The sequence below is a fragment of the Bradyrhizobium sp. HKCCYLRH3099 genome (assembly GCF_051167855.1).
Taxonomy (GTDB): Bacteria; Pseudomonadota; Alphaproteobacteria; order Rhizobiales; family Xanthobacteraceae; genus Bradyrhizobium.
This window is the reverse complement of the sequence record NZ_JBNPTW010000004.1, coordinates 316997-342401: the sequence shown is the minus strand read 5'-3', so window position 1 is coordinate 342401 and position 25405 is coordinate 316997. Positions and strand designations below refer to the sequence as shown.

General features: G+C 63.0%; 38 protein-coding genes and 1 tRNA gene. 22 read left to right on the top strand and 17 right to left on the bottom strand.

Translation table 11 applies throughout. The features are described 5' to 3' along the window. Positions 1–22: 22 nt before the first annotated feature. Positions 23–208 (bottom strand): hypothetical protein, encoded by a 186-nt coding sequence (locus ACQR1Y_RS12525; RefSeq protein WP_434858863.1) that lies wholly within the window; start codon positions 206–208, stop codon positions 23–25. 258 nt (positions 209–466) lie between these two features. Between ACQR1Y_RS12525 and ACQR1Y_RS12520 the strand changes: the two genes are divergently transcribed. From ACQR1Y_RS12520 to ACQR1Y_RS12500, 5 genes are all read left to right on the top strand, one after another. Further along, positions 467–541, top strand: a tRNA-Asn gene (locus tag ACQR1Y_RS12520). 232 nt (positions 542–773) lie between these two features. Continuing rightward, positions 774–2102, top strand: a complete 1329-nt coding sequence (locus ACQR1Y_RS12515; RefSeq protein ID WP_434863615.1) for a tyrosine-type recombinase/integrase — start codon at positions 774–776, stop codon at positions 2100–2102. A 68-nt stretch (positions 2103–2170) separates the two neighbouring features. Further along, the gene (locus tag ACQR1Y_RS12510; RefSeq protein WP_434863616.1) at positions 2171–3124 is read left to right on the top strand and encodes a hypothetical protein; all 954 of its coding nucleotides are present in this window, start codon (positions 2171–2173) and stop codon (positions 3122–3124) included. Positions 3125–3282: 158 nt separating this feature from the next. Beyond that, positions 3283–3468: a hypothetical protein gene (locus tag ACQR1Y_RS12505; protein ID WP_434863617.1), complete on the top strand. Its 186-nt coding sequence runs from the start codon at positions 3283–3285 to the stop codon at positions 3466–3468. Between the two features lie 15 nt (positions 3469–3483). Then, entirely contained in the window at positions 3484–3633 is a 150-nt protein-coding gene (locus ACQR1Y_RS12500; RefSeq protein ID WP_434863618.1) for a hypothetical protein, read from the top strand. On the opposite strand, the gene ACQR1Y_RS12495 is transcribed toward ACQR1Y_RS12500, so the two are convergent. The 9 genes from ACQR1Y_RS12495 to ACQR1Y_RS12455 all read right to left on the bottom strand — a co-directional run bounded on the left by ACQR1Y_RS12495 (position 3630) and on the right by ACQR1Y_RS12455 (position 10086). Further along, positions 3630–4010 (bottom strand): hypothetical protein, encoded by a 381-nt coding sequence (locus ACQR1Y_RS12495; protein WP_434863619.1) that lies wholly within the window; start codon positions 4008–4010, stop codon positions 3630–3632. The genes ACQR1Y_RS12500 and ACQR1Y_RS12495 overlap by 4 nt on opposite strands. Before the next feature lie 159 nt (positions 4011–4169). Next, positions 4170–4358 (bottom strand): hypothetical protein, encoded by a 189-nt coding sequence (locus ACQR1Y_RS12490; RefSeq protein ID WP_434863620.1) that lies wholly within the window; start codon positions 4356–4358, stop codon positions 4170–4172. Beyond that, positions 4355–5113, bottom strand: coding sequence for a hypothetical protein (locus tag ACQR1Y_RS12485; RefSeq protein WP_434894304.1), 759 nt, complete (start codon positions 5111–5113; stop codon positions 4355–4357). Before ACQR1Y_RS12485 ends, ACQR1Y_RS12490 begins: the two co-directional genes overlap by 4 nt. 2 nt (positions 5114–5115) lie before the next feature. Further along, positions 5116–5334 (bottom strand): hypothetical protein, encoded by a 219-nt coding sequence (locus ACQR1Y_RS12480; protein WP_434863622.1) that lies wholly within the window; start codon positions 5332–5334, stop codon positions 5116–5118. Beyond that, positions 5334–5675 (bottom strand): hypothetical protein, encoded by a 342-nt coding sequence (locus ACQR1Y_RS12475; protein WP_434863623.1) that lies wholly within the window; start codon positions 5673–5675, stop codon positions 5334–5336. Before ACQR1Y_RS12475 ends, ACQR1Y_RS12480 begins: the two co-directional genes overlap by 1 nt. 2 nt (positions 5676–5677) lie before the next feature. After that, the gene (locus tag ACQR1Y_RS12470) at positions 5678–6097 is read right to left on the bottom strand and encodes a hypothetical protein (protein ID WP_434863624.1); all 420 of its coding nucleotides are present in this window, start codon (positions 6095–6097) and stop codon (positions 5678–5680) included. Continuing rightward, positions 6097–7611 carry a hypothetical protein gene (locus tag ACQR1Y_RS12465; protein WP_434863625.1) on the bottom strand — a complete coding sequence of 505 codons (1515 nt, stop codon included), beginning with the start codon at positions 7609–7611 and terminating at the stop codon, positions 6097–6099. Before ACQR1Y_RS12465 ends, ACQR1Y_RS12470 begins: the two co-directional genes overlap by 1 nt. Then, entirely contained in the window at positions 7608–9944 is a 2337-nt protein-coding gene (locus tag ACQR1Y_RS12460) for a hypothetical protein (RefSeq protein WP_434863626.1), read from the bottom strand. The genes ACQR1Y_RS12465 and ACQR1Y_RS12460 overlap by 4 nt, the downstream gene beginning before the upstream one ends. Continuing rightward, positions 9928–10086 (bottom strand): hypothetical protein, encoded by a 159-nt coding sequence (locus ACQR1Y_RS12455; RefSeq protein WP_434863627.1) that lies wholly within the window; start codon positions 10084–10086, stop codon positions 9928–9930. Before ACQR1Y_RS12455 ends, ACQR1Y_RS12460 begins: the two co-directional genes overlap by 17 nt. Before the next feature lie 121 nt (positions 10087–10207). Here ACQR1Y_RS12455 and ACQR1Y_RS12450 point away from each other — a divergent pair, with 121 nt between their 5' ends. From ACQR1Y_RS12450 to ACQR1Y_RS12415, 8 genes are read left to right on the top strand one after another with little or no spacing between them, the layout of a single operon-like run. Then, positions 10208–10411: a hypothetical protein gene (locus ACQR1Y_RS12450; RefSeq protein WP_434863628.1), complete on the top strand. Its 204-nt coding sequence runs from the start codon at positions 10208–10210 to the stop codon at positions 10409–10411. Further along, positions 10398–10790 (top strand): hypothetical protein, encoded by a 393-nt coding sequence (locus ACQR1Y_RS12445; RefSeq protein WP_434863629.1) that lies wholly within the window; start codon positions 10398–10400, stop codon positions 10788–10790. The genes ACQR1Y_RS12450 and ACQR1Y_RS12445 overlap by 14 nt, the downstream gene beginning before the upstream one ends. Beyond that, a complete protein-coding gene (locus tag ACQR1Y_RS12440) occupies positions 10790–11419 on the top strand; it encodes a hypothetical protein (RefSeq protein ID WP_434863630.1) in 630 nt (209 codons plus the stop codon). The genes ACQR1Y_RS12445 and ACQR1Y_RS12440 overlap by 1 nt, the downstream gene beginning before the upstream one ends. 19 nt (positions 11420–11438) lie before the next feature. Further along, positions 11439–12341, top strand: coding sequence for a tail fiber protein (locus ACQR1Y_RS12435; RefSeq protein ID WP_434894303.1), 903 nt, complete (start codon positions 11439–11441; stop codon positions 12339–12341). A 1-nt stretch (position 12342) separates the two neighbouring features. Further along, entirely contained in the window at positions 12343–12639 is a 297-nt protein-coding gene (locus tag ACQR1Y_RS12430; RefSeq protein WP_434863632.1) for a hypothetical protein, read from the top strand. Next, positions 12639–14297 carry a hypothetical protein gene (locus ACQR1Y_RS12425; protein WP_434863633.1) on the top strand — a complete coding sequence of 553 codons (1659 nt, stop codon included), beginning with the start codon at positions 12639–12641 and terminating at the stop codon, positions 14295–14297. Before ACQR1Y_RS12430 ends, ACQR1Y_RS12425 begins: the two co-directional genes overlap by 1 nt. After that, positions 14297–14860, top strand: coding sequence for a hypothetical protein (locus ACQR1Y_RS12420; RefSeq protein WP_434863634.1), 564 nt, complete (start codon positions 14297–14299; stop codon positions 14858–14860). The genes ACQR1Y_RS12425 and ACQR1Y_RS12420 overlap by 1 nt, the downstream gene beginning before the upstream one ends. Continuing rightward, positions 14857–15132, top strand: coding sequence for a hypothetical protein (locus ACQR1Y_RS12415; RefSeq protein WP_434863635.1), 276 nt, complete (start codon positions 14857–14859; stop codon positions 15130–15132). Before ACQR1Y_RS12420 ends, ACQR1Y_RS12415 begins: the two co-directional genes overlap by 4 nt. Here the strand turns inward: ACQR1Y_RS12415 and ACQR1Y_RS12410 are convergent. The 4 genes from ACQR1Y_RS12410 to ACQR1Y_RS12395 all read right to left on the bottom strand — a co-directional run bounded on the left by ACQR1Y_RS12410 (position 15129) and on the right by ACQR1Y_RS12395 (position 17291). Beyond that, complete coding sequence (locus ACQR1Y_RS12410) at positions 15129–15299, bottom strand: hypothetical protein (RefSeq protein WP_434863636.1); 171 nt, start codon at positions 15297–15299, stop codon at positions 15129–15131. The two genes, ACQR1Y_RS12415 and ACQR1Y_RS12410, sit on opposite strands and share 4 nt — an antisense overlap. A gap of 438 nt (positions 15300–15737) precedes the next feature. After that, complete coding sequence (locus ACQR1Y_RS12405; RefSeq protein WP_434863637.1) at positions 15738–16103, bottom strand: hypothetical protein; 366 nt, start codon at positions 16101–16103, stop codon at positions 15738–15740. A gap of 191 nt (positions 16104–16294) precedes the next feature. Next, the gene (locus ACQR1Y_RS12400) at positions 16295–16486 is read right to left on the bottom strand and encodes a hypothetical protein (RefSeq protein WP_434863638.1); all 192 of its coding nucleotides are present in this window, start codon (positions 16484–16486) and stop codon (positions 16295–16297) included. Positions 16487–16535: 49 nt separating this feature from the next. Then, the gene (locus ACQR1Y_RS12395; RefSeq protein ID WP_434863639.1) at positions 16536–17291 is read right to left on the bottom strand and encodes a hypothetical protein; all 756 of its coding nucleotides are present in this window, start codon (positions 17289–17291) and stop codon (positions 16536–16538) included. A 261-nt stretch (positions 17292–17552) separates the two neighbouring features. On the opposite strand from ACQR1Y_RS12395, the gene ACQR1Y_RS12390 reads away from it, so the two are divergent. The 7 genes from ACQR1Y_RS12390 (at position 17553) to ACQR1Y_RS12360 (ending at position 21250) form a co-directional block, all read left to right on the top strand. Next, positions 17553–17735 (top strand): hypothetical protein, encoded by a 183-nt coding sequence (locus ACQR1Y_RS12390; protein WP_434863640.1) that lies wholly within the window; start codon positions 17553–17555, stop codon positions 17733–17735. Then, positions 17732–17986: a helix-turn-helix domain-containing protein gene (locus tag ACQR1Y_RS12385; RefSeq protein WP_434863641.1), complete on the top strand. Its 255-nt coding sequence runs from the start codon at positions 17732–17734 to the stop codon at positions 17984–17986. The genes ACQR1Y_RS12390 and ACQR1Y_RS12385 overlap by 4 nt, the downstream gene beginning before the upstream one ends. Positions 17987–18257: 271 nt before the next feature. Next, positions 18258–18761 carry an NUDIX domain-containing protein gene (locus ACQR1Y_RS12380; protein WP_434877431.1) on the top strand — a complete coding sequence of 168 codons (504 nt, stop codon included), beginning with the start codon at positions 18258–18260 and terminating at the stop codon, positions 18759–18761. Between the two features lie 16 nt (positions 18762–18777). Further along, the gene (locus ACQR1Y_RS12375; protein WP_434877430.1) at positions 18778–19623 is read left to right on the top strand and encodes an EamA family transporter; all 846 of its coding nucleotides are present in this window, start codon (positions 18778–18780) and stop codon (positions 19621–19623) included. Between the two features lie 219 nt (positions 19624–19842). Further along, positions 19843–20289, top strand: a complete 447-nt coding sequence (locus tag ACQR1Y_RS12370; protein WP_434858866.1) for a response regulator — start codon at positions 19843–19845, stop codon at positions 20287–20289. Then, complete coding sequence (locus tag ACQR1Y_RS12365; RefSeq protein WP_434858867.1) at positions 20286–20711, top strand: response regulator; 426 nt, start codon at positions 20286–20288, stop codon at positions 20709–20711. Before ACQR1Y_RS12370 ends, ACQR1Y_RS12365 begins: the two co-directional genes overlap by 4 nt. Before the next feature lie 359 nt (positions 20712–21070). Continuing rightward, positions 21071–21250 carry a hypothetical protein gene (locus ACQR1Y_RS12360; protein ID WP_434877429.1) on the top strand — a complete coding sequence of 60 codons (180 nt, stop codon included), beginning with the start codon at positions 21071–21073 and terminating at the stop codon, positions 21248–21250. A 113-nt stretch (positions 21251–21363) separates the two neighbouring features. Here ACQR1Y_RS12360 and ACQR1Y_RS12355 read toward each other — a convergent pair whose 3' ends face one another. Together ACQR1Y_RS12355 and ACQR1Y_RS12350 are read right to left on the bottom strand one after the other, a co-directional pair. Beyond that, positions 21364–23106, bottom strand: coding sequence for a methanol/ethanol family PQQ-dependent dehydrogenase (locus tag ACQR1Y_RS12355; RefSeq protein ID WP_434877428.1), 1743 nt, complete (start codon positions 23104–23106; stop codon positions 21364–21366). A 105-nt stretch (positions 23107–23211) separates the two neighbouring features. Continuing rightward, positions 23212–23787 (bottom strand): ubiquinol-cytochrome c reductase iron-sulfur subunit, encoded by a 576-nt coding sequence (locus ACQR1Y_RS12350; protein ID WP_434877427.1) that lies wholly within the window; start codon positions 23785–23787, stop codon positions 23212–23214. Positions 23788–24357: 570 nt separating this feature from the next. Here ACQR1Y_RS12350 and ACQR1Y_RS12345 point away from each other — a divergent pair. Beyond that, complete coding sequence (locus ACQR1Y_RS12345; protein ID WP_434877426.1) at positions 24358–24693, top strand: hypothetical protein; 336 nt, start codon at positions 24358–24360, stop codon at positions 24691–24693. A gap of 6 nt (positions 24694–24699) precedes the next feature. Beyond that, positions 24700–24924, top strand: coding sequence for a hypothetical protein (locus ACQR1Y_RS12340; RefSeq protein ID WP_434877425.1), 225 nt, complete (start codon positions 24700–24702; stop codon positions 24922–24924). 126 nt (positions 24925–25050) lie between these two features. Here the strand turns inward: ACQR1Y_RS12340 and ACQR1Y_RS12335 are convergent, their stop codons facing one another. After that, positions 25051–25323, bottom strand: a complete 273-nt coding sequence (locus ACQR1Y_RS12335; protein ID WP_434877424.1) for a hypothetical protein — start codon at positions 25321–25323, stop codon at positions 25051–25053. Positions 25324–25405 lie beyond the last annotated feature (82 nt).

Sequence of the window (25405 nt, the reverse complement as noted above, 5' to 3'; positions counted from 1 at the left end):
TCGCTGGCGGCCCGGTGACCGACTATTCGATCACCACCGCCAGACGCCCGATCAGTTGCACGATCTCGTCCAGCTGATGGGAATCACCGCCGGTGACCGCCGCCGCCAGCCGCGTCAGGCACTCGTCGTCGCTGAGACGCTCGACCTGGTCGGGAATCAGCGAAGGTGCTGAGACCGCTTGGGTGAACTGGATGATGGTGTTGGGCATACGCGACACTCCATGACTGCGGGCACAGGGTGGTTCCGTCCAACTATCGGTGGCGGTTTACTCGCCTCCAAGTGAAATTCCTGTCATCCATCTGTGGGCGGATCGTGCCCACCGATCGGTCAGAACCAAGATAACTCTCTGTTTTGCCGCAGCTTTGTCATCCGACGCGCAATCGTCGCAAAGATGCGATTTCGTCCTATGCAAGGCCAAAAGGCTTTGTTATACGCAGCGCCGTTCGCGGAGCTTTGCTTCGCTTGTTCCTCGGTAGCTCAGCGGTAGAGCATTCGACTGTTAATCGAATGGTCGCTGGTTCGAATCCAGCCCGGGGAGCCATTGGCTCCATTTTACGCCATAAATCCCCCTTCAAATCCCATAAAGAACGTAACGCAAAGCACTGACTTTGCTCATTTTTTGCGTTTTCAGGCCGGATCAGGACGTGTCAGGCCAAGTCGCGGGGGCCTGCCGCAGGGGGCCACGACAGGGGGCCAAACCCCCTTGAGGGGGCATATCCCCAGGGGGCATAATTCTCTCGGACCTCCAGCAAGGGGGTTTCGAGAGGAAAATCATGGCATTTGCGAAGCTTAGTCAGCGCGATATCGACCGCGCCAAGCCCAAGGACAAGCCGTACAAGCTGGCCGATGGCGGCGGCCTCTACCTGGAGGTCATGCCGAACGGTTCCAAATACTGGCGCTTCAAGTACAGGATCGATGGAACCGAGAAGAAGCTCGCCATTGGCGTCTATGGAACCGATTATCCGTGCCTGACGGCCGAACAGGCCCGGGAGAAGCACCGTGAGGCCCATAAGCTCGTCAGCCTCGGCAAAGACCCGGGGGTGGCCAAAAAGGTGGCCAAAGAGCAGGAGCGGCAGGCCGAGGTCGAAGCCGCGAGGCCCCCTGCTCCGACGTTCCGCCAGATCGCCGATGAATGGCTCGCCATGCGCAACGCCATGGGCCGGGCCGACAAGACCGCCGACCGCGCCGAGCGCATGGTCCGGTACCTGACCAAGGCCTTCGGCGATGTCGAGATCGGCAATGTCCGCGTCTCCGATCTCGCCGAAGTCCTCAAAGAGGCCGAGGCCAAGGCCAAATACGAGACCCGTGTCCGGCTCCAAGGCCATGCGGTCAAGATCATGGGGTTCGCGGTGGCGCGCGGCTACATCCAGGCAAGCCCGTTTGCCGCGATTCGCGACGTCTCCGAGGAAGGATGGATCAGCCCGTCAGAGGCTCATGAACGCCGCAAGGCCGTCACCGATCCGGCCAAGTTCGGCGAGCTATTGCGAGCGATCGACGCCTATGAAGGCCGCAATGACAACCTTGTCGGGGCAGCGCTCCGGCTGCTGGCGCTGACCTTCGTCCGTCCCGGCGACGTCATCAAGGCCCGATGGGACCAATTCGACCTCGATAATGCCAAATGGTCGGTGCCGTTCGGCCAATCGAAGCAGAGGACGCAGCGCCGCAAGGCCAATTTCCGGGTCGACAAGCCGCATGAGGTTCCATTATCCCGGCAGGCCGTCGAATTGCTCCGGACATTGATGGAATTTACAGGCGATCAGCCGTTCCTGTTCCCTGGCCGCCAGAAAGGCCGCCATATGAGCGACGGCACGCTCGCCGCTGCGCTCAAGGTTCTCGGCTATGGCGGCCGTCAGGACCCGCATGGCTTCCGCAGCTCGGCCTCGACCATCCTCAATGAGGAGCGAACCGAGACCGGCGCGGTTGTGTTCGATCCGGCGCTCATTGAGATGCAGCTCGATCACGTCGATGATTCGGTCCGTGCGCTCTATGCCCGTGGCACCTATTGGCCGGATCGGGTGCGCCTGATGCAGTATTGGGCCGACAAGGTCGACCAGCTCCGCAATCCCCCCAAGCCGAAACCCGATCTCCGAGTCGTCGCGTAAAGCGACGCGATGCCGTGCGCCAACACGGACACCGCGTCTAACCATCCCAACTGTTAGGAGCAGTCGACATGGCTACCGATACCATTGCGTCCGTCATCACCCTTCCGCAACCCAAGAAGCGTCCCAAGACACCCGCCGAGCGCGCCAAGGCATATCGGGCGAGGAAGCGGGCAGCTGCGTCAAATGTCGCACCCACCTCGGAAAAGTCCGAGCACGCGACCCATGTGCCACTGACATCACTCGCGTTTTTGCCATGCGAATCGGAAAAGTCCGAATCGACTGCGTCAAATGTCGCACCTGCCCTCGAAGCGACGGTGACGGACCGTGTCGTCCGTGACGTGACGCCGAGCAAAAGGTGGGCACCCTCCCTTTGTTTTTCCCGCCTCGCCCTAATCGCCTCCGCGACCGCCCTGGCCGGGACTGGGATCGTCGTCAACGCATGGTACGCCCGATCCCTCGGCTCGACCGAGACGGCCGGGTGGCTGTTCCTGGCCATAGGCATAGGCGCTGATTGCGCCGCGCTTGCCCTGCCGTCTGTGGCCGCCTCGCTATGGGACGCGCGCCAGCGGGCTCGGGCGCTTGCCGGGTGGCTCGTCTGGTTGGCCACCTTCATCTTCGCCGTGACGGCGGGCATTGGCTTCGCCTCGGTCAACATCGCGGACGTGACGGCGTCACGATCGTCACGCGTGACGCCTGCCGTTGCGCAGGCTCAATCCGCGCTCGCCGATGCCATGGCGGCGCGAGATCGCGAATGCAAAGGCGGCGTCGGGAAGTTCTGCCGGGAACGGGAAGCGGCGGTTGCTGCGGCGCGCGATGAGCTGGCGAAACATACCGGAAAATTAGACGTTCTAGCCGACCCGCAGACTGACGCCGCTGTGTCCCTGCTCGCCTGGATCAGCGGTGGCACCCTCAAGCCGACGCCGCACGATTTCGCCATGCTCCGGCTGGTCCTGCTCGCCCTGCTGCCGCAGATCGGCGGCGTCCTCCTCATGTTGGCGCGGACGGCGGCCCCTTCGCGGTAAAAGTGTGTTGCGTCAGTTCCGCTGACACGCAATCATAACGGGCATTGCGAGACCAGGGGCCGACCCCTGGTCGTTCCGGCAAGGACCGGCGCAACCCCATTTCCAGATCAGGTGCAGTCACGCACGGATCGCAAATCTCCAACGGTGGAGGTGCGTCCGTGACATTGATTGATCTCGTTTCCAAGCCGCAATTCCGGGTCGCCCGGGAGACTATCCGAATTATTGCCCTGGCCACTGGTCTGGCCGTCGCGCTCTATGCGGTGTTCACATGGCCACCGGAATGCTCGACCGATCCCGGTCCCAAGATCGGCGACGCCATGCTCATTGCCGGATGCCCGCGTTAGGGCAGGGCATCGGCCATGATCCGTCAGTTGATGATGACCGCGTTCTGCTTCGGCTTTCTGTGCGGCGTGACGACGGTGACGGCGCTCATGGCCGTCATGCTCTACATCAGCCGTCCGACCCCGTTGGTCGTGCCTTACAATGTCCAGCAGCAGGCACGGCCTTAATACCGGACCTCGTAACGGAACGTCTGCTTGATGCCGGCATGGGTCACGGTCATCGTCGCGTTGAGCGACGAGTCGGCCGTGATCGCCTGCATCGTCCCATCCGGGAACGTCGTGAACCGCTGCTCGATCGCCGCTGGCAGGATGCGCTCAGCGGTCCCGACCGGCGTCACGTCATAGCCTGCCGTGTCCAGATCGTTGAGGAGCAACGAGCCCTGGAGGCATTCGACGACGGCAGGCTGATCGCCCGGGATGCTGACGACCCATCCGCCGCGCTTCTGGACCCATGCGTTGAAGTCCCGGAAGCGCTCCAGGTTGGTCTTCTGCGGCGTGATCCCCTGGCCGGGGAAGTACTTATTGCTGCTCGCAACTGTGGGCATAGCTCATGACCTTCGTGACGAGTTCCTGGAGAACGTCACGGAGCCCCGTGACATCTTTTTTCCCGGGTGTGTGACGAAGCGTGACAAGCCGTGTCGTCACGTTCGCCATCAGCTCATCGATCGCCTTCAGCTCGTAGTCTTTGGCGGTTGGGATGCCCATCAATGCACCGCAATACGAAGCGTGGCGGCGGCGACATCGCCATAGTGCTCATGGACGGCCGCGACGATCTCGTCACGCGTGAGTGGCGGCGCGACGTTGACGGCGGCCATTTCGAACGGGTGCGCGCCGAACCACGCCATCATCAGGGTGACGCCATAGTCGATCTCGGGATGATCGGAATAGGTCATCGGTCGCCCTGCCTGGAATACTCGCCGGAAGCGAGCATGCGCTGATACTTCAATTTGTTCATGGCGTAGAGCCGCTCCTTTTCGGCGTTGCTCATCTGGACGCCGCCAGCGGTGGCACCGAAGCTGTTGTGAGCAATCGCGCGTTCCTCGGCGGTCAGCGTCATCTGGTTGGGACTCTCTCGCCTGCCGGACGACGTCGGCACCTCGCGCGAGACCGGTGCGGACACCGGGACGCTCCGGCGCGCAGGGGATGGCGAAGCCGGTGGCGGGACCGGCCGGGACGCCGCGACAGTAGGCGGCGGCGGTGGCTGATAGGCGGGCTCCGGTTCCGGCTCCGGTTGCGGATCGAAGCGCAGAGCGCCCGTCCTGGCCTTCTCCAGTCGCTCCAGATCGGCAGAGACTTCCCGCGTGATGTGCTCACGCATCTCGTCACTGTCGGCTTCGAAACCTTCGGCAAGACCAATCTGATAAGCGCGCTGTGCAAGCGGGGCGACACCCGGATCGATCAGGCGCGGGTACTTCTTGAGCCATTGCCGGTTCGCATCGGAAATGCCCGGGATGGCGTCAATCTGATCCTCGATCGACGGCGGCTTCACCCGCGCCAGCTCCTCGGCATGCTGCTGCGCACGGAGCGACTGAGCGAGAGCATCATCCGTCTCAGCTTCAGGCGCGGGCGGCGGGTCCGGCATCGGGACCGCGCCACCGGTCGAATAGGTCAGCGGCTTCTTCGGCCGGGGCTTGCGTGTGAAGACCATGATCAAGTCTCGTTGCGGGTGACGCCCGGCAGGAAGGTCCCGCCCTCGTGGTTGATCTCCTCGCGGCCAAGGCCATGCGTCGGCGCGGGCTTCTTCTTGCCCGGGTGCAGCGAGTTCTCGCTGGCGCGATTGCTCCAGTAGTCGAGCGTCGACTGATTGCGGCTCTCGCCGCTCGGTCCGGCCTGCCGCTTGTATTCCCTCAATCGTTCCTGTCGGCTCATCAGTACCTCCTGCCATTAACCGATCGAATAGTCGTCTCGGCGACGTCATTGACCGGGACGTTGACGTCACGCGCCGCGATCGTCGGACGATGCCCGCGCGCGGCCTCCTCACGGTAAATCTGCTCGCGGTCCATCATCATCTGCACCATCGCGACATGCACCGTATTGCCGTCACCGTGGAACGAGCCGTGGAAGGTCGACCCGCTCGGATGCTCCAGCGTGATGTTCCAGCGCTTGGCGTTGTCGGCGTCCTGGATCGCCTTGCAGACGCGCTTGTCGCCATTGCCCTTGCGCTCAATGATGACGCGCTCCTCAGGCGGCTGTTTGAACGTCAGAGCCATGGTCAGCCCCTCTTGATGCTGTTGTCGGCCTGCCGGGAATAGGACCCGTTGGCCAGCATCTGATGATATTTCTGCTTCTGCATCGCGTAGGACCGCAGCTTGTCCTCGGTGGTGCCCCGGACAAGCGACATCTTGGCGACCTCGATCTCGTCAGGCGTCAGCGCCGCGACAGCATAGTCCAGCTCGGCGTCCAGCTCCTTCTGCGTCTTCGGCCGGTTGCGGTTCTCCTGCGCGATATGGTTCTGCGCCTGCGCGACGTAATTGGCCTTGTCGCGCTGGATGTTCATAAGCGACATGCTCGCCGAGGCCATACCGTCTTCATCGCCATTGGCTTCGGCTTCCTTGTAAGCCGCCACCTGCGAGTGATAGGCCGCGTCATAGCCCGCGACCGCACGATCAAAGACCTTCCGAAGGTCGGTCATCATTGTTCTCCGTTTCGAGATGCCAGCCCAAGCGCACGCAGGGCCGTGGGGGAAGCCAGTTTCGCAGGACGTTGCAGATACCGAGTGCCGCGTCCGATCGCATGGGCGGCCTCGCCAACGAGCCGGGGCGACATTGCAGGCAGAGCGGCGAGCGCACCAGGGGCGACAGCGCCGATGCCGGTTGTCGTCAGGCCTGCGCCGATGCGCGCGATGCCGCGCGGCGTCCAATGACCGAGCGCGTGGCCGGTCAGCCGCTCGATCAGGTTGGGCGCGCCGTTGGCAGCGAGGATCGACGCCAGTTCCTTGCGGTAGCCGAAATTGGTGCTGACGTTGTCCCGCGTCACCGCCAGAAGTTTCCGCAGCGCCGTGTCGATCGTCGCATTGGGATTGAGCGAGAGCGTCTTCTCGATCTGCTTGATAGTGTCCGTGATCGTCGAATACGCGTTCATGATCTTGCCGTACTCGGGGGCCTGATCGACGATCGTCTTCTTCACCGAATTGTAGGCCATGTCGGCCACCCGGCGCTCCGGCGTGTGCGGCTCGGTGCCGTCCCGGATGTCGCCGATCTTCTTCTTCAACGCGTCGAAACCTTCCGGCGTCCAGAACTCGCTGGCGCGGAGGTTCTTCCAGCCCTCGACCGTCTGCTTGATGTCGTTGCGCACCTTCTCGGTCGATGGCGACAGCGACTGGCCTTTGTAGGTGGCGACGTCGTCCAGCTCCTTGAGCGCCGTGTCCAGCTCATTGAACGACAGGATCGTCTTGTCAGCGCCGAGATCGGCCATCTTCTCGCGATAGGCCTGCCCGCGCTCCATCCTCATCTGATCAATCGCGCCGCGCGCGTCGTCGACCACCTCGGCCAACGGACGCTCATTGCGCATGCCTGCGCGGAATGCCTCGCCTGCGCCGCCGCCTTCGATGCCGGTCCGCAGCGCCGCCTTGATCGGCTCGGCACCCGCGCCTGTCGTCAGGCCAAGGCCCTCTGCAGCGATGTTGCCGACGCCGCGCGCCGCAGCGCCAGCCACGCGACCAGGCGCAGCAGCAACCTCGCCAGCGGCCCTGCCGACCTTGCCAGCGATGCCCGGAGCGCGCGCCAATGCGCTCTCGCCGCCCGTAAGAAGGATCGACGCGTCGCCGAGCACGCCAACCGGATCAGTCGCCAGCGCCTTCTTAAAGCCCTCGACCGAGCCGTATCGATCCTTGAAAAAGCCCTTGAAGCCTTCCCATGCCTGATCGGCTTCCGGGTCCGGGCCGCCGATGCCGACGCCAAGCTGATTGGCAAGACCAGCGCCGACCTTGCCGATGTTCTCGACCGTCTGGATTGGGTGAATGATCGGCTGGACCATGTCCTTCGCGAACTGGACCGCGCTGCCCGGCGCATTGGCGAGCGCCTGACCCGGGACGTCGGACCACGCGAGCGGCTTCTCGGCCTGCGGCTGATCCAGGACGAAACCTTCCGGAATTCCGGAAGGTTTATCCGGCTGATCGATGACGAAGCCTTCCGGAAGCGCGCTCATTGCACCGGCACCCACTGACCATCGGTCGTCTCGCGCACCTTCGCGCCCGTCTTCGGGTTCGTTGCGGTCCGGCCGGTAAAGCTCTGCGCCTTCTCCATCGGCCCGATCTCGGCGTCGATGCCTTCGGCGGAATAGCCCTGCTTCTTGAGCGAGTCAGCGCGACGACGCAGCGCGTTATCGACGATCTCACGCTGCCGCGCCAGATTGGACTTGATCCGATCGGGTGCCATGCCGGGATTGATCGACTGCCGTTCCCACTGCGCGGCCTCGGTCGCGGTCAGCGCCGAGCCGAACAGCTCATGCCTGACCTTGTTCTGAAACGCCTGATATTGCTGCCACCAGTCCGCTGCATCGGTATTGCCGACATTGAACTGCCGCGCTGCCCAATTCTTGATATCGCCGACTGTCGCCGAGCCGCTGCCCGCATAGTCCGGCTTGAAGCCGGTTTCGAGCGCGCGCAGCTGGTTGCTGGTCGTCGCCTTCTCGCCGAGGTCCTTCTGCAGCGAGGACGGCAGCGGCTTTTCCTTGGTCGCGGCAGCCTCGGCCTTCTGCCGCTGCAGGTCGAGCGACTGCTGCTGATATGGCGTCATGCGGGTGTACTGGTCGTTGTAGTGCTGCGCCTCCAATTCGAGCCGCTTGGCGGCCTGCGCCGTCGTCTCGTCCTTCTGCGCGTTCTCCCGCTGCTGCTGCAGCATCTGCAGGCCCTTCATGCCGCCCTGCCCGATATTCACACCGGCAAAGGGAGACGTGCCGCCGAGGATGCCGAGACCAGCGGCCGTGAGGGCCGCCCATGGACTATCGATGAAGCCCGGCTCGCGAGATGCAGGCGCGGCAGCAGCAGGTTGAGCCGCCGCATCACCAGCGCCTGCTGCTGCCGTCCCGCTCGGCATCGACGCCCCGCTCGCTAGAACGGGGGCCGCCGATGCTGAAGCCGTGGTGTCGTCGACCGGCGACGGCAATGGCGTCCCATTCCGCCACGCCTGCACGGACGCCTCGTCCGGCTCATGGATCGGGTCGTTCGGATTGACGCCGTATTTGTTCTGCATCGCGTCGCGCAGTTGGCTCATGCCCTGCTGCCGCGTCGGATCAGTGAACGCCTGTCGCAGATAATCCATGCCGAGCTGGCGTTCTTCATCCGAGACCTCGCCGCCGCGCGCGAACGGATTGACCGCGCCGCCCGTCGACAAGAAGAACGGGATGATCTTGGCCGCCGCCCCGATGATGTCGCCGAGGCCGCCACCGCCGCCACCACCACCGCCCGACTGCTGCTGCAATTGCGGCACGACCGGCTTGATGGGCGTGACCTGGCTGTCCGGGACAAGCTTGTCATGGGTGATGTCGATCGGCTCATCGTCGACCGCGCCGCCACTGGCCTTGACCACGCCGCCACGCGAATTGAGCGGGCCGTAATAGGCGCTGTTCATGTTGGAGTTGTTGAAGGCGTTGCCCGCCGACAGGCCGCCATAGCTGTTGTTGCCGGTCAGCCAGCCATTGCTACCGAACGCGCCCGATTGGCCGAGCGCGCCTGCGCCAGCCACGCCAGCGCCGAGCACTTGCGACCAGACGGACGGCTGCGCGGGCGTCGCGGTGCCCTGCCCCGTCGTGGTGCCGCCAAGGCCCGGGGCGAGCGCGCCGACCAGATTGCCGTACCACTGAGCCTGCTGATACGGGAACTGAGACTGCGCGAGTTGGTACTGATAGGGCGCGTTCAATTCCGCCTGCGACTGCTGCTGCTGGATATTGCCAGCGCCGAGCAGGCTGTTCGCGCCCTGCAGCGCAGTGTTCTGTGCCGTGGTGCCGAGCTGCGCCGTGTTCGTGCCGAGCCCCTGGAGGAGCTGCTGCTGCTGCTGCGCGGCCTGAAGGCTCTGGCCATAGATACCAGCGAGCGTCTGCCCGGCAGCGAGCCCCTGCTGATTGGCGAGGTTTGCCTGCCCGACCGCAATGCGATCGGCACCGACACCACCTGCGGCCTGGGTCAGTTGGCCGGTCGTCTGTGCCTGTTGCTGGCCGAAGATGTTCTTGAGTTGATCGGTGACCGCGCCCGCATACGGGTTGAAGAACTGGCTGACGTCCGGCGTCGCGGCCTGCTGATAGAGGTTGCTGGCCTGCTGGTAGTACGGATTGGCGATCCCCTGCGCGCCCTGGACTGCATTGAAGCCCTGGTTCTGCAGCCCGCTGAAACCGGCCACCGGGGCCTGCGGCACGTTGAAGCCGAGGTTCGCGGTCTGCTGCGCGCGGCCAAGAGCATCGGTGATGTAGCCCATCGCGACCGGGTTGGGCTGATAGGTCGACGCCTGCGACGTCTGCGATTGCCCTTTATTGCCGCCGCACATTGGCTGCCTCCGGGTGCGCATGGCCGTTGGCCTGCGGCTGCAAGGAACGTTTGTACTGACCCCATAGAGTCAGGATTGCGCGGCCAAACTCGGAATAGGACATGCCCAACGCCTCGGCGTCGGCCACGAACTCGTCGGCCATTTCCGGCGTCGTCCAAATCTGCAGCAGCTTTGTGTACTTGAGAGGCCTAGCCATAACGACATCATGCCCGATGTGCTTACTTCGTCGGGATACGGCCACCGGAGCAGTCGCGGAATGCCGCGTGAGCGTCAGCCAGCCTGTCATTCGCGCGGTTCACCGCAGAGACAGAACCACCCTTGCGATAGGCTTTTGTCGCGTCGGCGACGGCCTGCTCGGCGGCGACGATTTCGGCGGCGTACTGTTCGAGATTGGCCATAAGCAAAACTTTCTTGCCAAGGATCGACGATCAGATAATCTTATGAGCATCGTCAATGAAGCGCAATGACGTTGTTAGTTCGGGAGAGAGTGCCAACATGCAGCCAATCTATGTGACACTTTCCTCGACCGGCACGACGCCATGGAAACTGACAAATTGGCAGGCCACGCCGCAGGAACTCTCGTTCGCCGTGATCTCGACCGGAGGCTCGTCCTATTCGATCGCGGTGACCTTTGAGGACCCGACCGCGACCTATCCGAACCCGAACAGTTCGGCACCGACCGGGTTCACGATCTTCACGGGCAGCAGCAACGCGGCCTTTGAGTTGGGCAGCTCGGTCACCCTGCCGATCGGCAATCCGATCGCCGCATGGCAGGCGACGTTGAACACGCAGTCGAGCGCAGGTGCGAAGGTCACCTTCATCAGCATGCAGTCGGGTATCGGCTGATGACCGAGGACGAGATCATCGCCGCAGGGCGCGCAGCTCTCTCCCGCGTTCACGAGAACGAGGCGACATCCTTCGCGGACTGGTGCAGCATCGGCCGCGCCGTTCGCATCGGACGCCGGGAAGCGATGGTCAGGGCCAGAGTCAACGCGCCCAAGGGCAGCGTCTATGCCCTCCACTTGCGCGATTGGCTCAATGAGAACGGCTTGACCGGGACGACAGCCACGGAACGGCATTGGGCGATCTACATGGCCGATCACGAGGCCGAGATCGCCGCATGGCGGGATACTCTCCCGGAGGCGAAGCGCCGCAAGTTCGTCACGCCGCATGGCATCTGCAACGCTTGGCAGAACCGCGCAGTCAATTCGATGCGCTCCTACAACAACGCTGGCCACCATCGCCCGACATGGAAAGGCAAGGGGGCCGCGATCTCATTCACGCAGGACCACATTCGCCGCGCTGCAACAGCGATGCGCGAGAACTGGTGCAACGACACTTTCCGGCTTGCCCGCGTCGCCCTTGAGGCCGCGATCAGGACCGAGGCCGATCTTCAGGAACTCATTCCGCAACCCAAGCCCGCCAAAACGAGGCAAGCCAATGGTTTCGACATTCTCGCCCAACATCCAGCTTGAGGAGCCGGGACGCGGCGACTTGGTCGGCGTATGGGATACGCCCGTCAACAACAACATGACGCTGCTCGATCTGATCGCGGGCGGTATCACCACGATCAATGTGGCGGCAGGCTCCGTCAATCTTGTGTCGGCGCAGTACCAGTGCAAGACGATCACCTTCGCATCGACGCTGATCTCAAGCATCACGGTCACGTTCCCGACCTCGTTCAAGAAATCCTACGAGATTCAGAACCAAGCGACCGGGTCGAGCGCGTATACGATCACGCTGCAGACGACGGCAGGCGCGCAAGCCATTTGCGTCCCGCCCGGCGAGACCGTCGACGTCTTCAATGACGGAGCCAGCATCAAGTTCAAAAACCTTGGCCGCGTTGGCTCTTATTGGGATTATGCCGGTTCATCGGTGCCGAATTGGGTCTCCGGCTGCTCGGTGCCGCCGTATCTCAATTGCGACGGATCGACGTTCTCGGCGGCCACATATCCCGCGCTGGCGGCTGTCCTCGGCTCAACGACTTTGCCGGATGCACGAGGGCGCGCGCGATACGCGCTCGACCAGGGCACGGGCCGCGTGACAAGCGGAAGCGGCGGCGTCAACGGCAGCACGATCTTCACGGGCGGCGGTTTCGATAGTGTGACCCTCGGGACCAGCCAGTTGCCGTCGCATAACCATGGCGTCAACGATCCAGGCCACGGCCACAACATCACGTCGAACCTCTCCGGCACGGGCAACAGCAAGAGCGTGATCGAAGGCGCGGGCGGCGGCTCGGGCACGATCGGCGGCGGCGGTGCCTTCGGCCCGCCCGCGACCTGGAGCATCGCCAACAACGGCACTGGCATCTCGATCCAGAACACCGGCTCGGGCAGCGCGCATACCAATATGCCGCCTGTCCTGATCGCCGGATTAACCCTCATCCGGGCAGGCTGACATGACCGAAATCGAAGAACTGCAAGCCGAGATCGACGCTCTCACGGGACGTCTGAGCGCGTGCGAGAGCGCCATGGAAACGATCGCCGAGGCCATCGGCGCGATGCTTGAGGTCGCGGGCGTCGTCAAGCGCAAAGACCTCGCACATTCCATCCTTCAATCGGTTCGCAACCGGCGTCATGCTGGCGACGGATCGACTGCCGAGCTTGATCTGATCGAACGGGCCGCTCAGCGATTGCTGCGGCCGACGAACGCCACCGTCACGATCCACGACAACGGTGCCAGGGGGACCTGCTGATGACGCGCCTTGTCGATCTCGCCAAATTCGTTCCGACTGCCGGTGGCACGGCCGATTGGGCGGTTTCATCCGCTGTGACCGGCTACCAGACGCCTGCGACGGCGGGTGCAGTCTCCGGGGCGGTCTACAATTACCGCGCCGAGAGCGCCGATCTAAGCCAATGGGAAGTCGGCACCGGGACGTACACGTCGAGCAACACGACGCTGACGCGGTCCTCGGTGCTCTACAACAACGCTGGCACCACCGCGAAGATCAACTTCTCGACGACGCCGCAGGTAGGCCTCGTGACGCTGACCGGTAACGTCGGGACCTGGACGAACACCCGCTCGGCACAGACCTCGTCCTATGCGCTGGCCAATACCGATGCTGGCAAGACGCTCGCCTTCTCTGGCGGCTTCTATGGCATCACCGCGCCCAATCCGAGCGGCTATGACGCCAACTTCACCGCAAACCTGGTGAACGAGGATTCAAGCCGCGCCAAGGTTCTGCTGGCGTACTACACCAACAGCACCAGCAGCTTGACGATCGGAACGGGTGCGAAGGCGTTTACGGTCGCCTCCAACCTCAATTTCGCCGGCCCCTTCCGTTTCCGCGCCTATAGCCTTGCGGCGAGCAGCAATTTCATGAGCGGCCAGTCCAACTATTCCGGCACCACGCTCAACATGACGGTCGACGCCACGGGCGGCAGCGGCACGTTCACCGATTGGCAGATCGCGCCTGAGATCATGCTCTGGCCGAACCAGAACGTGACGATCTTCAACCAGAACAACGTCTGGCAGCTCAATCCGGCCTATCAGCGCTGGAAGGCCCCGAACAACACGGTGGTCTATATCGACGCCATCAACGGCCTCAACAGCAATGACGGGCTTGCGACCGGTTCGGGCGGCGCGGTCCAGTCGATGGATCAGGGCATTCGGCACAACATCAAGGATATGTTCGATCTGACGGGCATCAGCGCGTTTCCGACTGCTTTGGTGACGGTCCAGCTCGCCGCCAATGCGTCCGCGACGGGTATCTCGGCCACGCCGTATTCGCTGGCGCATATCGCCTTTACGCCTGTTGGACAGGAGGGACGAAACACCATCCTGATCCAGGGCACGACGGCGGTTTCGCCGGACAACATCGTCATCGCTGACGTGTCGGGTGCCTCGATCGGGGCCTATGGCGGCGGTGTCGATCTCGAAATCCGCAACTTGCAGGTCGGCCAGAACTCGTCCTCGGCCTCGCCGGTCGCCAACACCGGGTTCGAGGCCGCCGATGGCGGGCGCATCCGCCTGGAAGGCAACATCCGGCTCGGCTATGTCAGCAACGGCCAGCTCCAGGCCAACAATAGCGGGTCAATCGTCTCAGACGGCGCGATCACGGTCGCAGGCGGCGGCAACTATCTGGTTTCGGCCGACAGCCAAGGGACGGTCATCTTGAACAGCCAGACGGTCACGTTCGCGAGTGCCGTCAACTACGCCCAGCAGACCGTCAGCGCATTGGCGCTCACGAACGTCCAACTCAGCAATACGGTCTGGTCCGGGTCCAGCCTCGTGACCGGGACGCGGTACTTCGCCCGCGACAACGCCGTCATCCGGACGGACAGCTCCTCGCCGACCACCGCCATCCCCGGCAACGCGGCTGGCACCACCAACACCGGCGCGCAGCTCAACTGATGTCGATCCCCGGCGCATCACCAGTCGGCAAACAGGTTCTCGGCCAGATCAGCGATGCCACGCCGGTCAGCATGTCCTGGTTCGTCCCCCTCTCCGAGCCCGCGAGAACGCGTCCAGGACCGCGAGCGGCGGCTCAGGGCGCGTTTTTCTTCGCCCCCCTGCCCCTCGTCAGCTTCGGATGGATGGCCCCTCTGAGCGAGCCGCCAAGGGCGCGGCCTAAGATCGCCGCTCAGGTGCCGTTCATGGTGACGGATACGACGCCGATCCCGGTCAGCCGTATCAACTGGTTCATGCCTCTGAGCGAGCCGGTCCGCAAGCGTCAGGGCCTCGATGCCGCGCGGCAGATGTTCCTGGCCACGCCCTCGCGGCTGCTGCCGACACCGACCGTGACCGGACGATTGGACGCCAAGGAAACCAAGGACGTCTTCACGGGCGGCGCAAGGGCCTGGAACAGGGTCGCCAGCGGCGAGGTCGGGACCATCGAGAAGGCCTTCACCGGGGCCGAGGTCGGCGTTCAATCGGCGGGGGCCGTCACCGCCAAAGTGAGCATCATCGTCCGATGACCGAGGAACGAGCCGAGCAAGTCCGCCGCATCGCCGAACTGGCCCACGGCCGCGTTGTAGCGCGCAATGACGACGTCATGACGATCGAAGTCCCCGCCGATGTTTCGATTGGCCTGCATCGCCTTTGGGGCCAAGGCGGCTTCGCGGTCCAGTTCCGAGGCCAGACGACGCGGGCCGCGCCGCGACGAGTCACGAACACAAACGGCCAAACCATCGTCTGCGAAGGCGATCTCGTGACGACCGCGTTCTATACGCTCGACGTCCAGCTCTAGCCGCTGATCGTCTTGAGAACGACATGACCGCCCTCGTCATGGTCGAACGCAACCAGCCCCTTCTCGTGCAACTCCATGACCGCCTGCGTCAGTTCCCTCGCGCCATGCGAGAACGAGTACTCGTGACGCAGCGTCGCCTCCATGAACCCGTCACGGATTGCCGCCAAGGCTTCCTGCTGCCGAAAAGAGAGACGCTTGCGTGAATCCGCGTTCGCGGCGAGTGTGCGCCGAGCCATGGGACCGCTCCAAACCGGTTGCCGTGGTTAGGGCCGGCAGGGTGTTGGTAGCACCCTTGTCGGCCCGCCTTACGTCGAAGGCATAGCAAGCTTTGCATGGGTAAGCTGGCTTGGCAAGGCGGGTAAGCAGGCAGGTGGACAGGACCGACCACCCAAAAACGGGTCCCTCTGCGCGCGTATGGTGGCGGGCGTGGGGGAACAGATTTTCCGAGGCGGTGCGATTTATAGGCGGGGGTGCCCCGGGGGTGGGTCCCCTCCCCGCCCTCGGGGGGCGGGCCGGGGTTGCGGGGTCGGCCTGTGGCGCGGCGGCAACAGCGGCGGCGGCGACCAGGGCTTGACGACTCGCTGCTCCTAGACCAGGATCACAACTCAATCAGATTGTTCAATGTTATCAATGATCGTCGGCTCTGGCAACTCGATTGTGCCCCCTGATCGGCCACCTGAGCGCGGTTTGATGAGCACGAGCAGCGCCTCGGCCGCTTCATCACCAAGCTGCTCTCGGACGGCCGCAACGACCTCGGCCTCGCTCTGAGCCGCCGCAAAGTCGCCCGGCGCGCCCGTCTCGCGCCGCTCGACCAGCAGGCCGTGCAGCTTGGCCTTGGTGGCGATGGCCGTCGTCATCGCGGCGGGCTGCTCGATCCGCTCGGCCAGCGCGGCGGCCCGGTCCAACTCGGCCGTGATGCTCGCGACGGTGACGCGGTTTTCCCTGGCCATCTGCTGCTTGATCTCACTCATGCGCTGCATCACTCGTGCATTACCTTGCAGCCGATATGGCGAGCCGTCGTTGAAGGCGTATCCGGCCTCGACATAGGCACGATACGGCGGAACGCCTCGGCAGACCAATTGAGCGAACCTCTCTTGTCGGACGCTCAGCCTCGGCTTCGTCTGGATAGGCTCTAGGATTGGATTAGGCGGCTGCTGGTGCATCAGCGGCTCGATGTCAGGGTTGCGTGGCACAGGCCGAGCTGTCCACTTGTCAGGTTGCCATATTGTGCGAGCTGATCGCCGAAGCGCAAGAGCATGTCGGTGCGTGATTGCGTTGGCGAGCGGCGGATGGCCATGTCGAGCAGCAGGGCGTGCTTCTGCGACGTCGGCAGGGTGATCATTGGCTTTGGCATCATCGTCTCCTCAGACGCGTGTGACGTCCAGCGGCGTTGCCGCCTCCCATCACACGCTGCGGCAGTGCACGAGGGCGTGAGAGATCGGTGGATTTGGACAGGTCTGACTGTCAGCAGAGATATAAGAGTTGCTGCCCGTCACACCTGTCCAAAGTGGGACTACATTGGCAACAGATTGGGTTTTTGCAGCCGTCTTGCGGTGCTTGGCGAACCATGTCGAGCGGCTGCAGCCCATCGCGATCCATGGCTTCTGACGCTCGATCGACGTGCGCTCAAACTCCTCACGAGGCATTGCGCCAGCATCGCGCCGGCTCTCGCGACGACGGGCAACTTCCTTGGCTGCACGCAACTCGGCCCGCTTCTTCTTCGGCATGTCGGGACAGCCAATGGTCGTCAGCGCAAGAGCCGTGCGCCTGGCGAAAGTCATACCGATCAGCTTGCCGAGCGGGTCGGCGTGCCAAAAGCGCGGCTTCCTGATGATGCTGTCGATCATGTCGTCGTCGTCGAACCACGGCGCGCGCCAGCGCAGCCAATTGGCAATACGCGGGCGTGGCGCACGACTACACGCCAGATGATTGAGCATGATCCAGACGTCGCGACGGCCTTCCTCGTTGTCAGGAAGCACGTCTCGGCCATATCGATCGCGGTATTCGAGATTTAGCTCGGTAATGCGCAGGCCCGGGGAAACGCCCTTCCTGCTCTTGCGCTTGCGGGCCTTCGCATCTTCAGCCGTCCAATGCGGACGGGGTTTATAGGTCGCAATCTTCTCTTGATTGAACGCGGATGCGACTGTACTTGTCTTCATAGCGATACGCTCTTGGTCGGGTGCGTCGTTTTCTTCAGGCCTCGGAGATCGCCGTCTCCGAGGCCTTTTTATGCGCCCATGTCGCGCCTCAATCAAGGCGAGTCATCGCCAACCCCTTGAACCGTAAGCTGTTCTTGCTGTTTCGGCGGTAGCCTATAGCGCTATCGACACCAATCTTTATGCCGTGGCCTGTCCTGATCCGCTTCGATCAACTACAAACTACACGTCCGATGTTGGACGCCTCAAACATGAGACAGGAGAATGAACGATCCCGATCCGGCTGCCGCCGTAAGGGCTTGGTTCGCTGAGTACGAGCGGTTGATCAACCACCTTCGCGGGCTGGCGCGATTGATGGCAGTAACCGGAGATACGTCAGTCGGCAGGAAGTTCTCCGACGACCTGTGCCGGTTCTTCGGCCTGCCGAAAGATGGAGCGGAGTCATGAGCAACACGTCGCCGAAGATGCGCCTCGGCACGGTTCGGCAAGCCTGCAAGGAAGGCGCGATGAGCGCGCCAACCCTCTACCGCATGATGCGGGCCGGTCAGGTCAAAGCCTATCGACGCGGGACGCGGACGCTGATCGATCTCGACAGCCTCGTCACTGACACCGGCTTGAAGCCGTGGACGCCTCTGCCGAGCCCCGTCACCAAGCGGAAGCGCAAACCGGCCGAATCGGTGGCCCCGAAGGGGGCCTAAACGCTCTCAATCCTTCGGGCTGGACGTCGCAAACCCTATAAAAATAGGCCTGCAACAATTTGTGATGATCCAGCCCGGGGAGCCATTCTGGCGGTGCCGAATGGCTCTACTTCCCCCCTCCTCCCTCCATCTTCTTGTTCAATCGGCTGGTTTTCTGAACGCGGCGAACTGCGATGACGTGCGAGTCGTCCGGCTGGGCCAGCCCGGGCCGCCTTGACGCCGCATCGGCGGTCAGGCAAGCGAGGGTCCTTTCCCGCAAAAGACGGCCCAAATGCCCATTTCCGATCATCTCAAGGCCGTCCGGAGCAAGATCGGCCACGATCTTCTGGCCACGACAGCGGTTTCGATCTCGGTGTTCGATGACGACGGCCGCATTCTGCTGGGCCACGACGCCGAAACCGGCCTATGGACCTTGCCAGGCGGAGCGATCGATCCGAACGAGCACCCGGCCGATGCGGCGATTCGCGAATGCTTCGAAGAGACGGGTCTGCTGGTCCGGCCGCAACGCCTGCTCGGCGTATTCGGCGGCCCTGAATTCCTGATTCGCTATCCGAACGGCGATCTCACCTACTACACAGTTGTGGCCTTCGAGGCCGTGATCGTCGGCGGCGCGCTCGCGCCTGATGGTGAGGAAATCGCAAGTCTGCGATTCGCCGATCGCAACGAGTGGACGCAGCTTCCGATCTCACCATCGAGTCGCATCATCTCGCGGCAGGCGCTCGATCGCTCGCCCGTCCCCTATTTCGCCGCTCCGACCTGGCGGCCCGAAAGCTAGGTCCGGGACAGAGCCGTTGGATCCCGTCGCTGCGCTGCTGATGCTGCTGGCTGGCCTGCTCCACGCCGGCTGGCATGCCATCGTCAAGACCGGCAGCGGCCTCGCCATTCTGGCAGGCATGGGACTGGTGAGCAGCGTGGTCACGCTGCCCCTCCTGTTTTTCGTCCCGTTTCCGGCGGCGGCGACCTGGCCGATCCTCGCAGCTTCGCTCGCCCTTCACGCCGGCTACAAGGCGAGCCTCGCGACAGCCTACCGCTCTGGCGATCTGGGACGCGCCTATCCAATTGCGCGCGGTACCGTTCCGTTGTTTGCCACGCTGTTCGCCTCTCTCGGGCTTCAGCAAATACCGTCGGCTGGTCAATTGGCCGGAATTGCCGTGATCGTCATTGGCATCTTCGGCCTGGCGCTCGACCGGCGCCACGGCCCGATCGATCGTCGCTCGTTCGCGGCAGCGACCTGTGCCGCCGCGCTGGTGGCGGCTTATTCGGTGATCGATGCCTGGGGCACGAGACAGGCCGCAGGTTGGGCGTCGTTTACGGTCTGGCTGATCGTGCTCGACAGCGTGGCTTTCTTCATTGTCGCTGCGATGTTCCAAGGTCGGACCATCGTCGTCGCGATGCGTGATGCCTTCATGCCGGTGGTGATCGCCGGACTTCTCGGGCTCACCTCGTTTGCCGTGTTCCTATGGGCACTGAGCCGCAATCCAATTGCGAGCGTCGTGGCGTTCCGCGAGTGCAGCGTGGTGTTCGCAACATTGATTGCGGTGCTCGTCTTGAAAGAACGGGCAACGCCGCGACGCCTCTGCTGCGTCGCGCTCGTCGCGGCCGGGCTCGTGATCATCGCGCTGCTCAAGCCGACGTGACACTGTTCGTTGCCCCAACTGTTCGCTGTGTAAACGACGGTTCCATGTTCACATCGTGATGCACAAAACATCGGGATTCTTGCTACAGCGATCCGTAAAACTCCTGGTTGCAAATCGGAGGCAACTAATTCAGTGTTAATTACTTTGTCATTTTTGAGTCCGAGATATTTGTTCTCGTAGCGTGCGAGTCCTTCAGTCCAGCTGATACTGAGGTGGCCCATGCCTACCGTACTAATTATTGATGATGATTACGCAACGCGTGCGGCGCTAGAGACATTGCTGAAGAAGAAGAAATTCTGCGTTTTTCTCGCGCCGGACGGACCGACCGGAATTCGATTGATAGGCAGTGTTTCGTTCGATGCAGTGGTGATCGACATGTTCATGCCCGGAATGGACGGGATTGCAACGATCCGCGAGCTGATCAAGATCGATCCGACCGTGCCGTTCATCGCGATCTCAGGCTACGCATTCACCGACAGGAAACAAGGCGCTCCCGATTTCCTCGGCATGGCCATCAGGCTCGGAGCGACGGCTGCGCTGCAGAAGCCGTTTGACATTCTCGACCTGCTCGAATCCATCGATCGCGCGATCGAGGTGCGTCAGAAATTGTTGGCCGACGCTCCGCAACCACTCTCGGCAGACACATCGGTCAGGAGGGCTTCATGACGAACATCCTGGTCGTCGACGACGAAGTCGGCGTCGTCTGCGTCCTCCAACATCTTCTCGTTCGCGAGGGATACGCCGTGACCGCGATGACCGATGGCCGGCAGGCGATCGACGCGGTCACACGCGACGATTTCGCGGCTGCCCTGATCGATCTCAACCTCGCCGATATGGACGGCGGCGATGTGATCCGGGCGGCTCGCGCCGCCAGACCGAACATGCCCATCGTGATGATGTCGGGCATGGTGCTGGAATCCGGATGTGGAGCGTCCGATGTCTTCGGGCTCTCCGCCATAGCGAGCGGCCTTCACCGTCTGCCGAAGCCGTTCAAGCCGAAAGACCTGTCGCAATTGATGCGGGACATTCTCGGTTACGAGACGGGACCGGCCGCTGAGGCAGCGAACCCGCGACAGCAGGTCGCTTGACGCGGCGACGCCGCACGCAAGACGCGAGCAGCAGGTTCAGAAGCAGGTTGAGCGTCGAACGTGGCGCGGCCCTGTCGCATGCGGCAATTCGCCGTCCGTAGCGTGCGCTCATGTGTCACCCTCCTCATATCCAGACACCGGCCCAGCCGATGCAACGAGGCAAGCTTGGGACAACAAAGTTCCGGGAGATGTGACGTCGTTCACACCGGAGCGTCGCGGATCGAGGTACCGTCTCAGGAACGAAAGAGACTGGTAACCAATTGGGTCGTTCGTCCGTGATCATTCAAATTTGAGCGATCCGCTCAAACCGGACAAAATGGAGTTTTGCGATCGTGGCTCGCAATTGACGCGAGGGTGCGATGAGCGAAGCCGAATACGAGTTGTTGATGGATGTAGTGAGAACGGCTATTGCGCCTGAGCCCGAGACAGATTCCATGACCCGCTTGTTTTCGTTTCCGTATCCCCCCAAGGCCGCCAACGACAATCATGGCGCCTGGCCGCTGATCCCGTTTCCGGACGGCTGGAGCGCGGCCTGCTGATTCGCGTCCGCGCGTGGTGACCGGACGTGCAGCGATCACGCGGTGACGTCTACACATCTCAGCCCCGGTGACATGGCGGCGACATCCGCTCCCCGCCATGCCGCTTGAGTCGCCTATTTCTTGAGGGCGAAGACCCAGACTACGCCGCCTTGCGGCACGTTGTCCTCCAGACCGGTATTGCCCTTGGCCAGCGCATCCTGGATGCGCTGTGCGTCGACGCCCCAGCCCGATTGCACCGCAATGTACTGCGTGCCGTCGACCTCATAGGCGACCGGCATGCCCATGATTCCCGAGTTCGTCTTCTGCTCCCACAGCAGCTCGCCGGTCTTGGCATGGAAGGCGCGGAACATCCGGTCGTTGGTGCCGCCGACCAGAACGAGATCACCCGCGGTCGCGGTGACCGAGCCGAACAATTGCGACTTCGGGAAGTTGTGCGACCAGACCTTCTTGCCACTCGCCGGATCCCACGCCTGAAGCTCGCCGAAATGGTCGGCGCCGGGCCGCACCGTCAGCCCGATGTCCTCGGCCTTGGTGCCGAGCCAGAGCTGCCCTGGAACGAGCGGCAGCTTTTCGCCGGTGAAGCCGCCACAGAAGTTCTCGTTCGCCGGCACATAGACGAACCGCGTCTTCTGGCTGTAGGCAGCTGATGGCCAGTCCTTGCCTCCCCACAGCGACGGACAGAAGTCGACCCGCTTGCCGAGCGTCGGTTTGTGCGCGGGATCGACGATCGGCCGTCCGGTTTCCGGCTCGATGCCTTTCCACACATCGGTGTGCACGAAGGTCCAGCCGTTGACGTAGTTGATGCGCTCCGGCGTGCGCTCGAGCACCCAGAAGATTGCATCGCGGCCGGGATGGATCAGGCTCTTGAAGCTGCGGCCGTCACGCTGCAGGTCGACCAGCATCGGCGCGTCGACCTCGTCCCAGTCCCATGAGTCGTTCTGGTGATACTGGAAGTGCGTCTTGATCTTGCCTGTCGCCGGATCCAGCGCAATCACCGAGCTGGTGTAGAGATTGTCGCCGGGATGCAGATTGCCGGGCCACGGCGCGGCATTGCCGACGCCCCAATAGACCGTCTTGGTATCCTTGTCGTAGGTGCCGGTCATCCAGGCCGAGCCGCCGCCGTTCTTCCAGTCGTCGCCGCTCCAGGTGTCGTGTCCCGGTTCGCCCTCGCCGGGGATCGTGAAGGTGCGCCACAGTTCCTTGCCGTCTTCGGCATCATAAGCGGCGACATAGCCGCGCACGCCGAACTCGCCGCCGGAGCCGCCGACCATCACCTTGCCGTCGACGATGAGCGGCATCAGCGTGAGATACTGCCCTTTCTTGTAGTCCTGGACCTTCTTGTCCCACAGCACCTTGCCGGTCTTGGCGTCGAGCGCAACGAGATGATCGTCGGTCGTTGCGAGATAGAGCTTGTCCTGCCACAGCCCGACGCCGCGATTGGTCGGATGCAATTGGAACAGATCATCGGGGAGCTCGCGCTTGTAGCGCCAGTACTGATCACCGGTCTTGGCGTTGAGCGCGATCACCTGCCCCATTGGCGTGGTGATGAACATCACGCCATTGTTGACCAGCGGCGGCGCCTCGTGGCCCTCGATCACGCCGGTGGCGAAAGTCCAGACCGGCACCATGCCCTTGACGTTAGTGGTGTTGATCTGATCGAGCGGGCTGTAGCCCTGGCCGTCATAGGTGCGGCGGTAGAGCATCCAGTTGCCGGGCTCGGGATTCTCGAGCCGCGCGGGCGTGACCGGACTGTAGGACTCGATGGGACCGGCAACTGCGGCAGGCGCCGCGAGACAGGTGAATGCGACGGCGCTCGATAGGAGCCATTGCTTGATCGTCGTGGACGTGATGGACATGGACAAACCTCCCCTGCTTCGTTGTTCGCTTCTTTGCCCGTCGTGATGATGTTCACGAGGATGCGGTCGTGACGATGCGAGTTCCGATAGGCACACGAGATCTCATCAGCCCTGCTGGCCACCTACCTTTCCGATGAAGGGGGCGGCAACGACCAGCATGCCATCCTTGATGACGAGCGGCAGCGCAGCCAATCGCCGTGGCGCGGGGCCGAACACGACCTGCGCGCCTCGCCGCGGGTCGTATTCGGAGTTGTGGCACATGCATTTGAAGACGTCGTCGGCGCCCTCAGAGGCCTTGATCCAGGCCGTCACCGGACATCCGGCGTGCGAGCAGATCGCCGAATAGGCCACGATCCCCTCGGCCGCACGCGAGCGCGTGTCGTCGTCGAGCTCGCCCGGATCGAGCCTGATGACCAAGATCTCATTCAGACGAGACCCATCGCGAACGACCGCATTCGCCGCATCCTTGGGCCAGGCGTGAACCGGTGGACCTCCGGATTTCAAATCATCAGGCGTGATCGTCTGACCTTCGCGGGTTCCTTCCGAGAACACGAGCACGTCGCCTTTTTGCGGCCGCTTCTCCTTGCGAGGATCGTCGTCATCGGCCGCGGCACGCGCGACGGATGCGCAAGCGGCAAGCGTGCCGAGAACCACCGAACGGCGCGTCGGGTGATCGTCCATCGTTGCTCTTTGCGTGAGATGTGGTGTGAGTTCAGGAAGTGCTGCTCTTCAGCCCGTCTCCCGCAGCGCACCCTGACATAGAATAATTAGAACAACACAACCTGACCAAATCAAGGCGCGCTGCGCGATTTCGCCGCGATCTTTCCAACAATCGTCGCTGCTGCGCGTCATTGCGGATGCAGCAGTCGGGCTGCACAAGGCCACTTATCGCCTGTGTTCTCTAGGGCCGTCGTCGAAGCTCTCGTGGTCGCTCGATGAGGGTGTCAGCCGTTGCGCCAGCGGCGTGATGACGGAGCGAGGCTCGGCACTCGGCGGCACGGATGTTCGGGCTGAGAAGTGCATGGGCCATGTGAACATCACAACGGCCAGCTGCGCAGCCAGATCACAACCCGACGCGGATGGATATCCGGTCGCGGCACGAATCCAGCCGCCCGAGCGCTGTCACGTTGACAGGAGACCTTCCACAGGCGGAAGGTTTAGCGCTTGCATCAACACCTGGGATTGCCTAGAGAATTCAGCCATGAGGCCATGTGGCGGAGTGGTTACGCAGCGGTCTGCAAAGCAGACAGGTTGCGCCGCAAGATCAGCGCCGGTTCTGAAACTGAGTGCGGATTGGCCGGCCAAAAGCCGCGGAATTCGGCGGATTCCAGTTCTGAAACTCGGATTTTGCAGCTCGCCATGAAGGGCGACCCGATCCGCATCATCCCGCATCGCATCGAGACCATCCCCGACATCGGCAGTTTCGAGGTGCGGTTCGCCGACGGCCGGTCCTCGGTATTTTTCCACTGGGACGATCACGACGGCCGCCGGGCGATGTCGATGAGCACGACCATGACGCAGGACCAGGCCAGGGCCGCGGCGCAGCATCTCGCCCGCACGGAACTGAATCGGCTGAGGGGACTCTGAGTCCCCATGAAGTTCTGTCTGCGTTGCGACGACACCGGCTTCGTCTGCGAGGCCCATCCCGCCCTGCCCTGGATCGACAGCCCGCGCGGCTGCCGCTGCGGCGCACCCGGCGACCCCTGCCCGATCTGCCAGCGCGCGCTGCTCGCGGCCGAGAGGCCCGTGATCGACCCGGCCGAGCGCGCCGGTGCCGCGCGCTGCGTGAGCATCTGCGCCCGTCGGACGGCAAGTTGAAGCTGACCGACGTGCGCAGGCTGATGGACACGATGATCGACGAGCTCGACAAGAAAAAGCCCGGCGCGCGGGGTCATCGCGGCCGGGCTGGAGTTTGACAAGGAGGTTTGAGAGGCCTGGGGGCCTCTATCCTTCGCTCATGCCCTCTCTGGTCAGAGCCGTCGGAACTGCGTATTCGCAGACATAAGGGATTACGATCATTCCATCACGCGTCTCCAGCTCCCCCCGCCGCTCGATCTCGTTGAGGCACAGATCGAAGGCATGCTGCACGACGGTGATCTTGTTGACGAGCGCGTCGATTGAGAGCGCTTTCAGATCATTCCCGCCGATCACGTCGAAGGCCGCCTCGACCAACTGCTCTTTCGTCAACCCTTTGAAATCGTGGTTTTCGTAGGACATGATTGCAGGCCTTTTATGTTTTGAAGGAAGAAGATGGATGGCCGGGTCAAGCCCGGCCATGACGAGCGGAGAGAGTTCACGC

Coding starts and splice junctions, on each gene's coding strand:
- ACQR1Y_RS12395 (WP_434863639.1), bottom strand. CDS start 17,291: ATGAAGACAAGTACAGTCGCATCCGCGTTCAATCAAGAGAAGATTGCG.
- ACQR1Y_RS12510 (WP_434863616.1), top strand. CDS start 2,171: ATGGCTACCGATACCATTGCGTCCGTCATCACCCTTCCGCAACCCAAG.
- ACQR1Y_RS12380 (WP_434877431.1), top strand. CDS start 18,258: ATGCCCATTTCCGATCATCTCAAGGCCGTCCGGAGCAAGATCGGCCAC.
- ACQR1Y_RS12420 (WP_434863634.1), top strand. CDS start 14,297: ATGTCGATCCCCGGCGCATCACCAGTCGGCAAACAGGTTCTCGGCCAG.
- ACQR1Y_RS12470 (WP_434863624.1), bottom strand. CDS start 6,097: ATGACCGACCTTCGGAAGGTCTTTGATCGTGCGGTCGCGGGCTATGAC.
- ACQR1Y_RS12425 (WP_434863633.1), top strand. CDS start 12,639: ATGACGCGCCTTGTCGATCTCGCCAAATTCGTTCCGACTGCCGGTGGC.
- ACQR1Y_RS12400 (WP_434863638.1), bottom strand. CDS start 16,486: ATGCCAAAGCCAATGATCACCCTGCCGACGTCGCAGAAGCACGCCCTG.
- ACQR1Y_RS12485 (WP_434894304.1), bottom strand. CDS start 5,113: ATGGTCTTCACACGCAAGCCCCGGCCGAAGAAGCCGCTGACCTATTCG.
- ACQR1Y_RS12335 (WP_434877424.1), bottom strand. CDS start 25,323: ATGTCCTACGAAAACCACGATTTCAAAGGGTTGACGAAAGAGCAGTTG.
- ACQR1Y_RS12350 (WP_434877427.1), bottom strand. CDS start 23,787: ATGGACGATCACCCGACGCGCCGTTCGGTGGTTCTCGGCACGCTTGCC.
- ACQR1Y_RS12415 (WP_434863635.1), top strand. CDS start 14,857: ATGACCGAGGAACGAGCCGAGCAAGTCCGCCGCATCGCCGAACTGGCC.
- ACQR1Y_RS12385 (WP_434863641.1), top strand. CDS start 17,732: ATGAGCAACACGTCGCCGAAGATGCGCCTCGGCACGGTTCGGCAAGCC.
- ACQR1Y_RS12495 (WP_434863619.1), bottom strand. CDS start 4,010: ATGCCCACAGTTGCGAGCAGCAATAAGTACTTCCCCGGCCAGGGGATC.
- ACQR1Y_RS12460 (WP_434863626.1), bottom strand. CDS start 9,944: ATGTGCGGCGGCAATAAAGGGCAATCGCAGACGTCGCAGGCGTCGACC.
- ACQR1Y_RS12370 (WP_434858866.1), top strand. CDS start 19,843: ATGCCTACCGTACTAATTATTGATGATGATTACGCAACGCGTGCGGCG.
- ACQR1Y_RS12340 (WP_434877425.1), top strand. CDS start 24,700: ATGAAGTTCTGTCTGCGTTGCGACGACACCGGCTTCGTCTGCGAGGCC.
- ACQR1Y_RS12360 (WP_434877429.1), top strand. CDS start 21,071: ATGAGCGAAGCCGAATACGAGTTGTTGATGGATGTAGTGAGAACGGCT.
- ACQR1Y_RS12490 (WP_434863620.1), bottom strand. CDS start 4,358: ATGACCTATTCCGATCATCCCGAGATCGACTATGGCGTCACCCTGATG.
- ACQR1Y_RS12365 (WP_434858867.1), top strand. CDS start 20,286: ATGACGAACATCCTGGTCGTCGACGACGAAGTCGGCGTCGTCTGCGTC.
- ACQR1Y_RS12440 (WP_434863630.1), top strand. CDS start 10,790: ATGACCGAGGACGAGATCATCGCCGCAGGGCGCGCAGCTCTCTCCCGC.
- ACQR1Y_RS12515 (WP_434863615.1), top strand. CDS start 774: ATGGCATTTGCGAAGCTTAGTCAGCGCGATATCGACCGCGCCAAGCCC.
- ACQR1Y_RS12390 (WP_434863640.1), top strand. CDS start 17,553: ATGAACGATCCCGATCCGGCTGCCGCCGTAAGGGCTTGGTTCGCTGAG.
- ACQR1Y_RS12430 (WP_434863632.1), top strand. CDS start 12,343: ATGACCGAAATCGAAGAACTGCAAGCCGAGATCGACGCTCTCACGGGA.
- ACQR1Y_RS12355 (WP_434877428.1), bottom strand. CDS start 23,106: ATGTCCATCACGTCCACGACGATCAAGCAATGGCTCCTATCGAGCGCC.
- ACQR1Y_RS12475 (WP_434863623.1), bottom strand. CDS start 5,675: ATGGCTCTGACGTTCAAACAGCCGCCTGAGGAGCGCGTCATCATTGAG.
- ACQR1Y_RS12445 (WP_434863629.1), top strand. CDS start 10,398: ATGAAGCGCAATGACGTTGTTAGTTCGGGAGAGAGTGCCAACATGCAG.
- ACQR1Y_RS12480 (WP_434863622.1), bottom strand. CDS start 5,334: ATGAGCCGACAGGAACGATTGAGGGAATACAAGCGGCAGGCCGGACCG.
- ACQR1Y_RS12500 (WP_434863618.1), top strand. CDS start 3,484: ATGATCCGTCAGTTGATGATGACCGCGTTCTGCTTCGGCTTTCTGTGC.
- ACQR1Y_RS12405 (WP_434863637.1), bottom strand. CDS start 16,103: ATGAGTGAGATCAAGCAGCAGATGGCCAGGGAAAACCGCGTCACCGTC.
- ACQR1Y_RS12525 (WP_434858863.1), bottom strand. CDS start 208: ATGCCCAACACCATCATCCAGTTCACCCAAGCGGTCTCAGCACCTTCG.
- ACQR1Y_RS12455 (WP_434863627.1), bottom strand. CDS start 10,086: ATGGCCGACGAGTTCGTGGCCGACGCCGAGGCGTTGGGCATGTCCTAT.
- ACQR1Y_RS12465 (WP_434863625.1), bottom strand. CDS start 7,611: ATGAGCGCGCTTCCGGAAGGCTTCGTCATCGATCAGCCGGATAAACCT.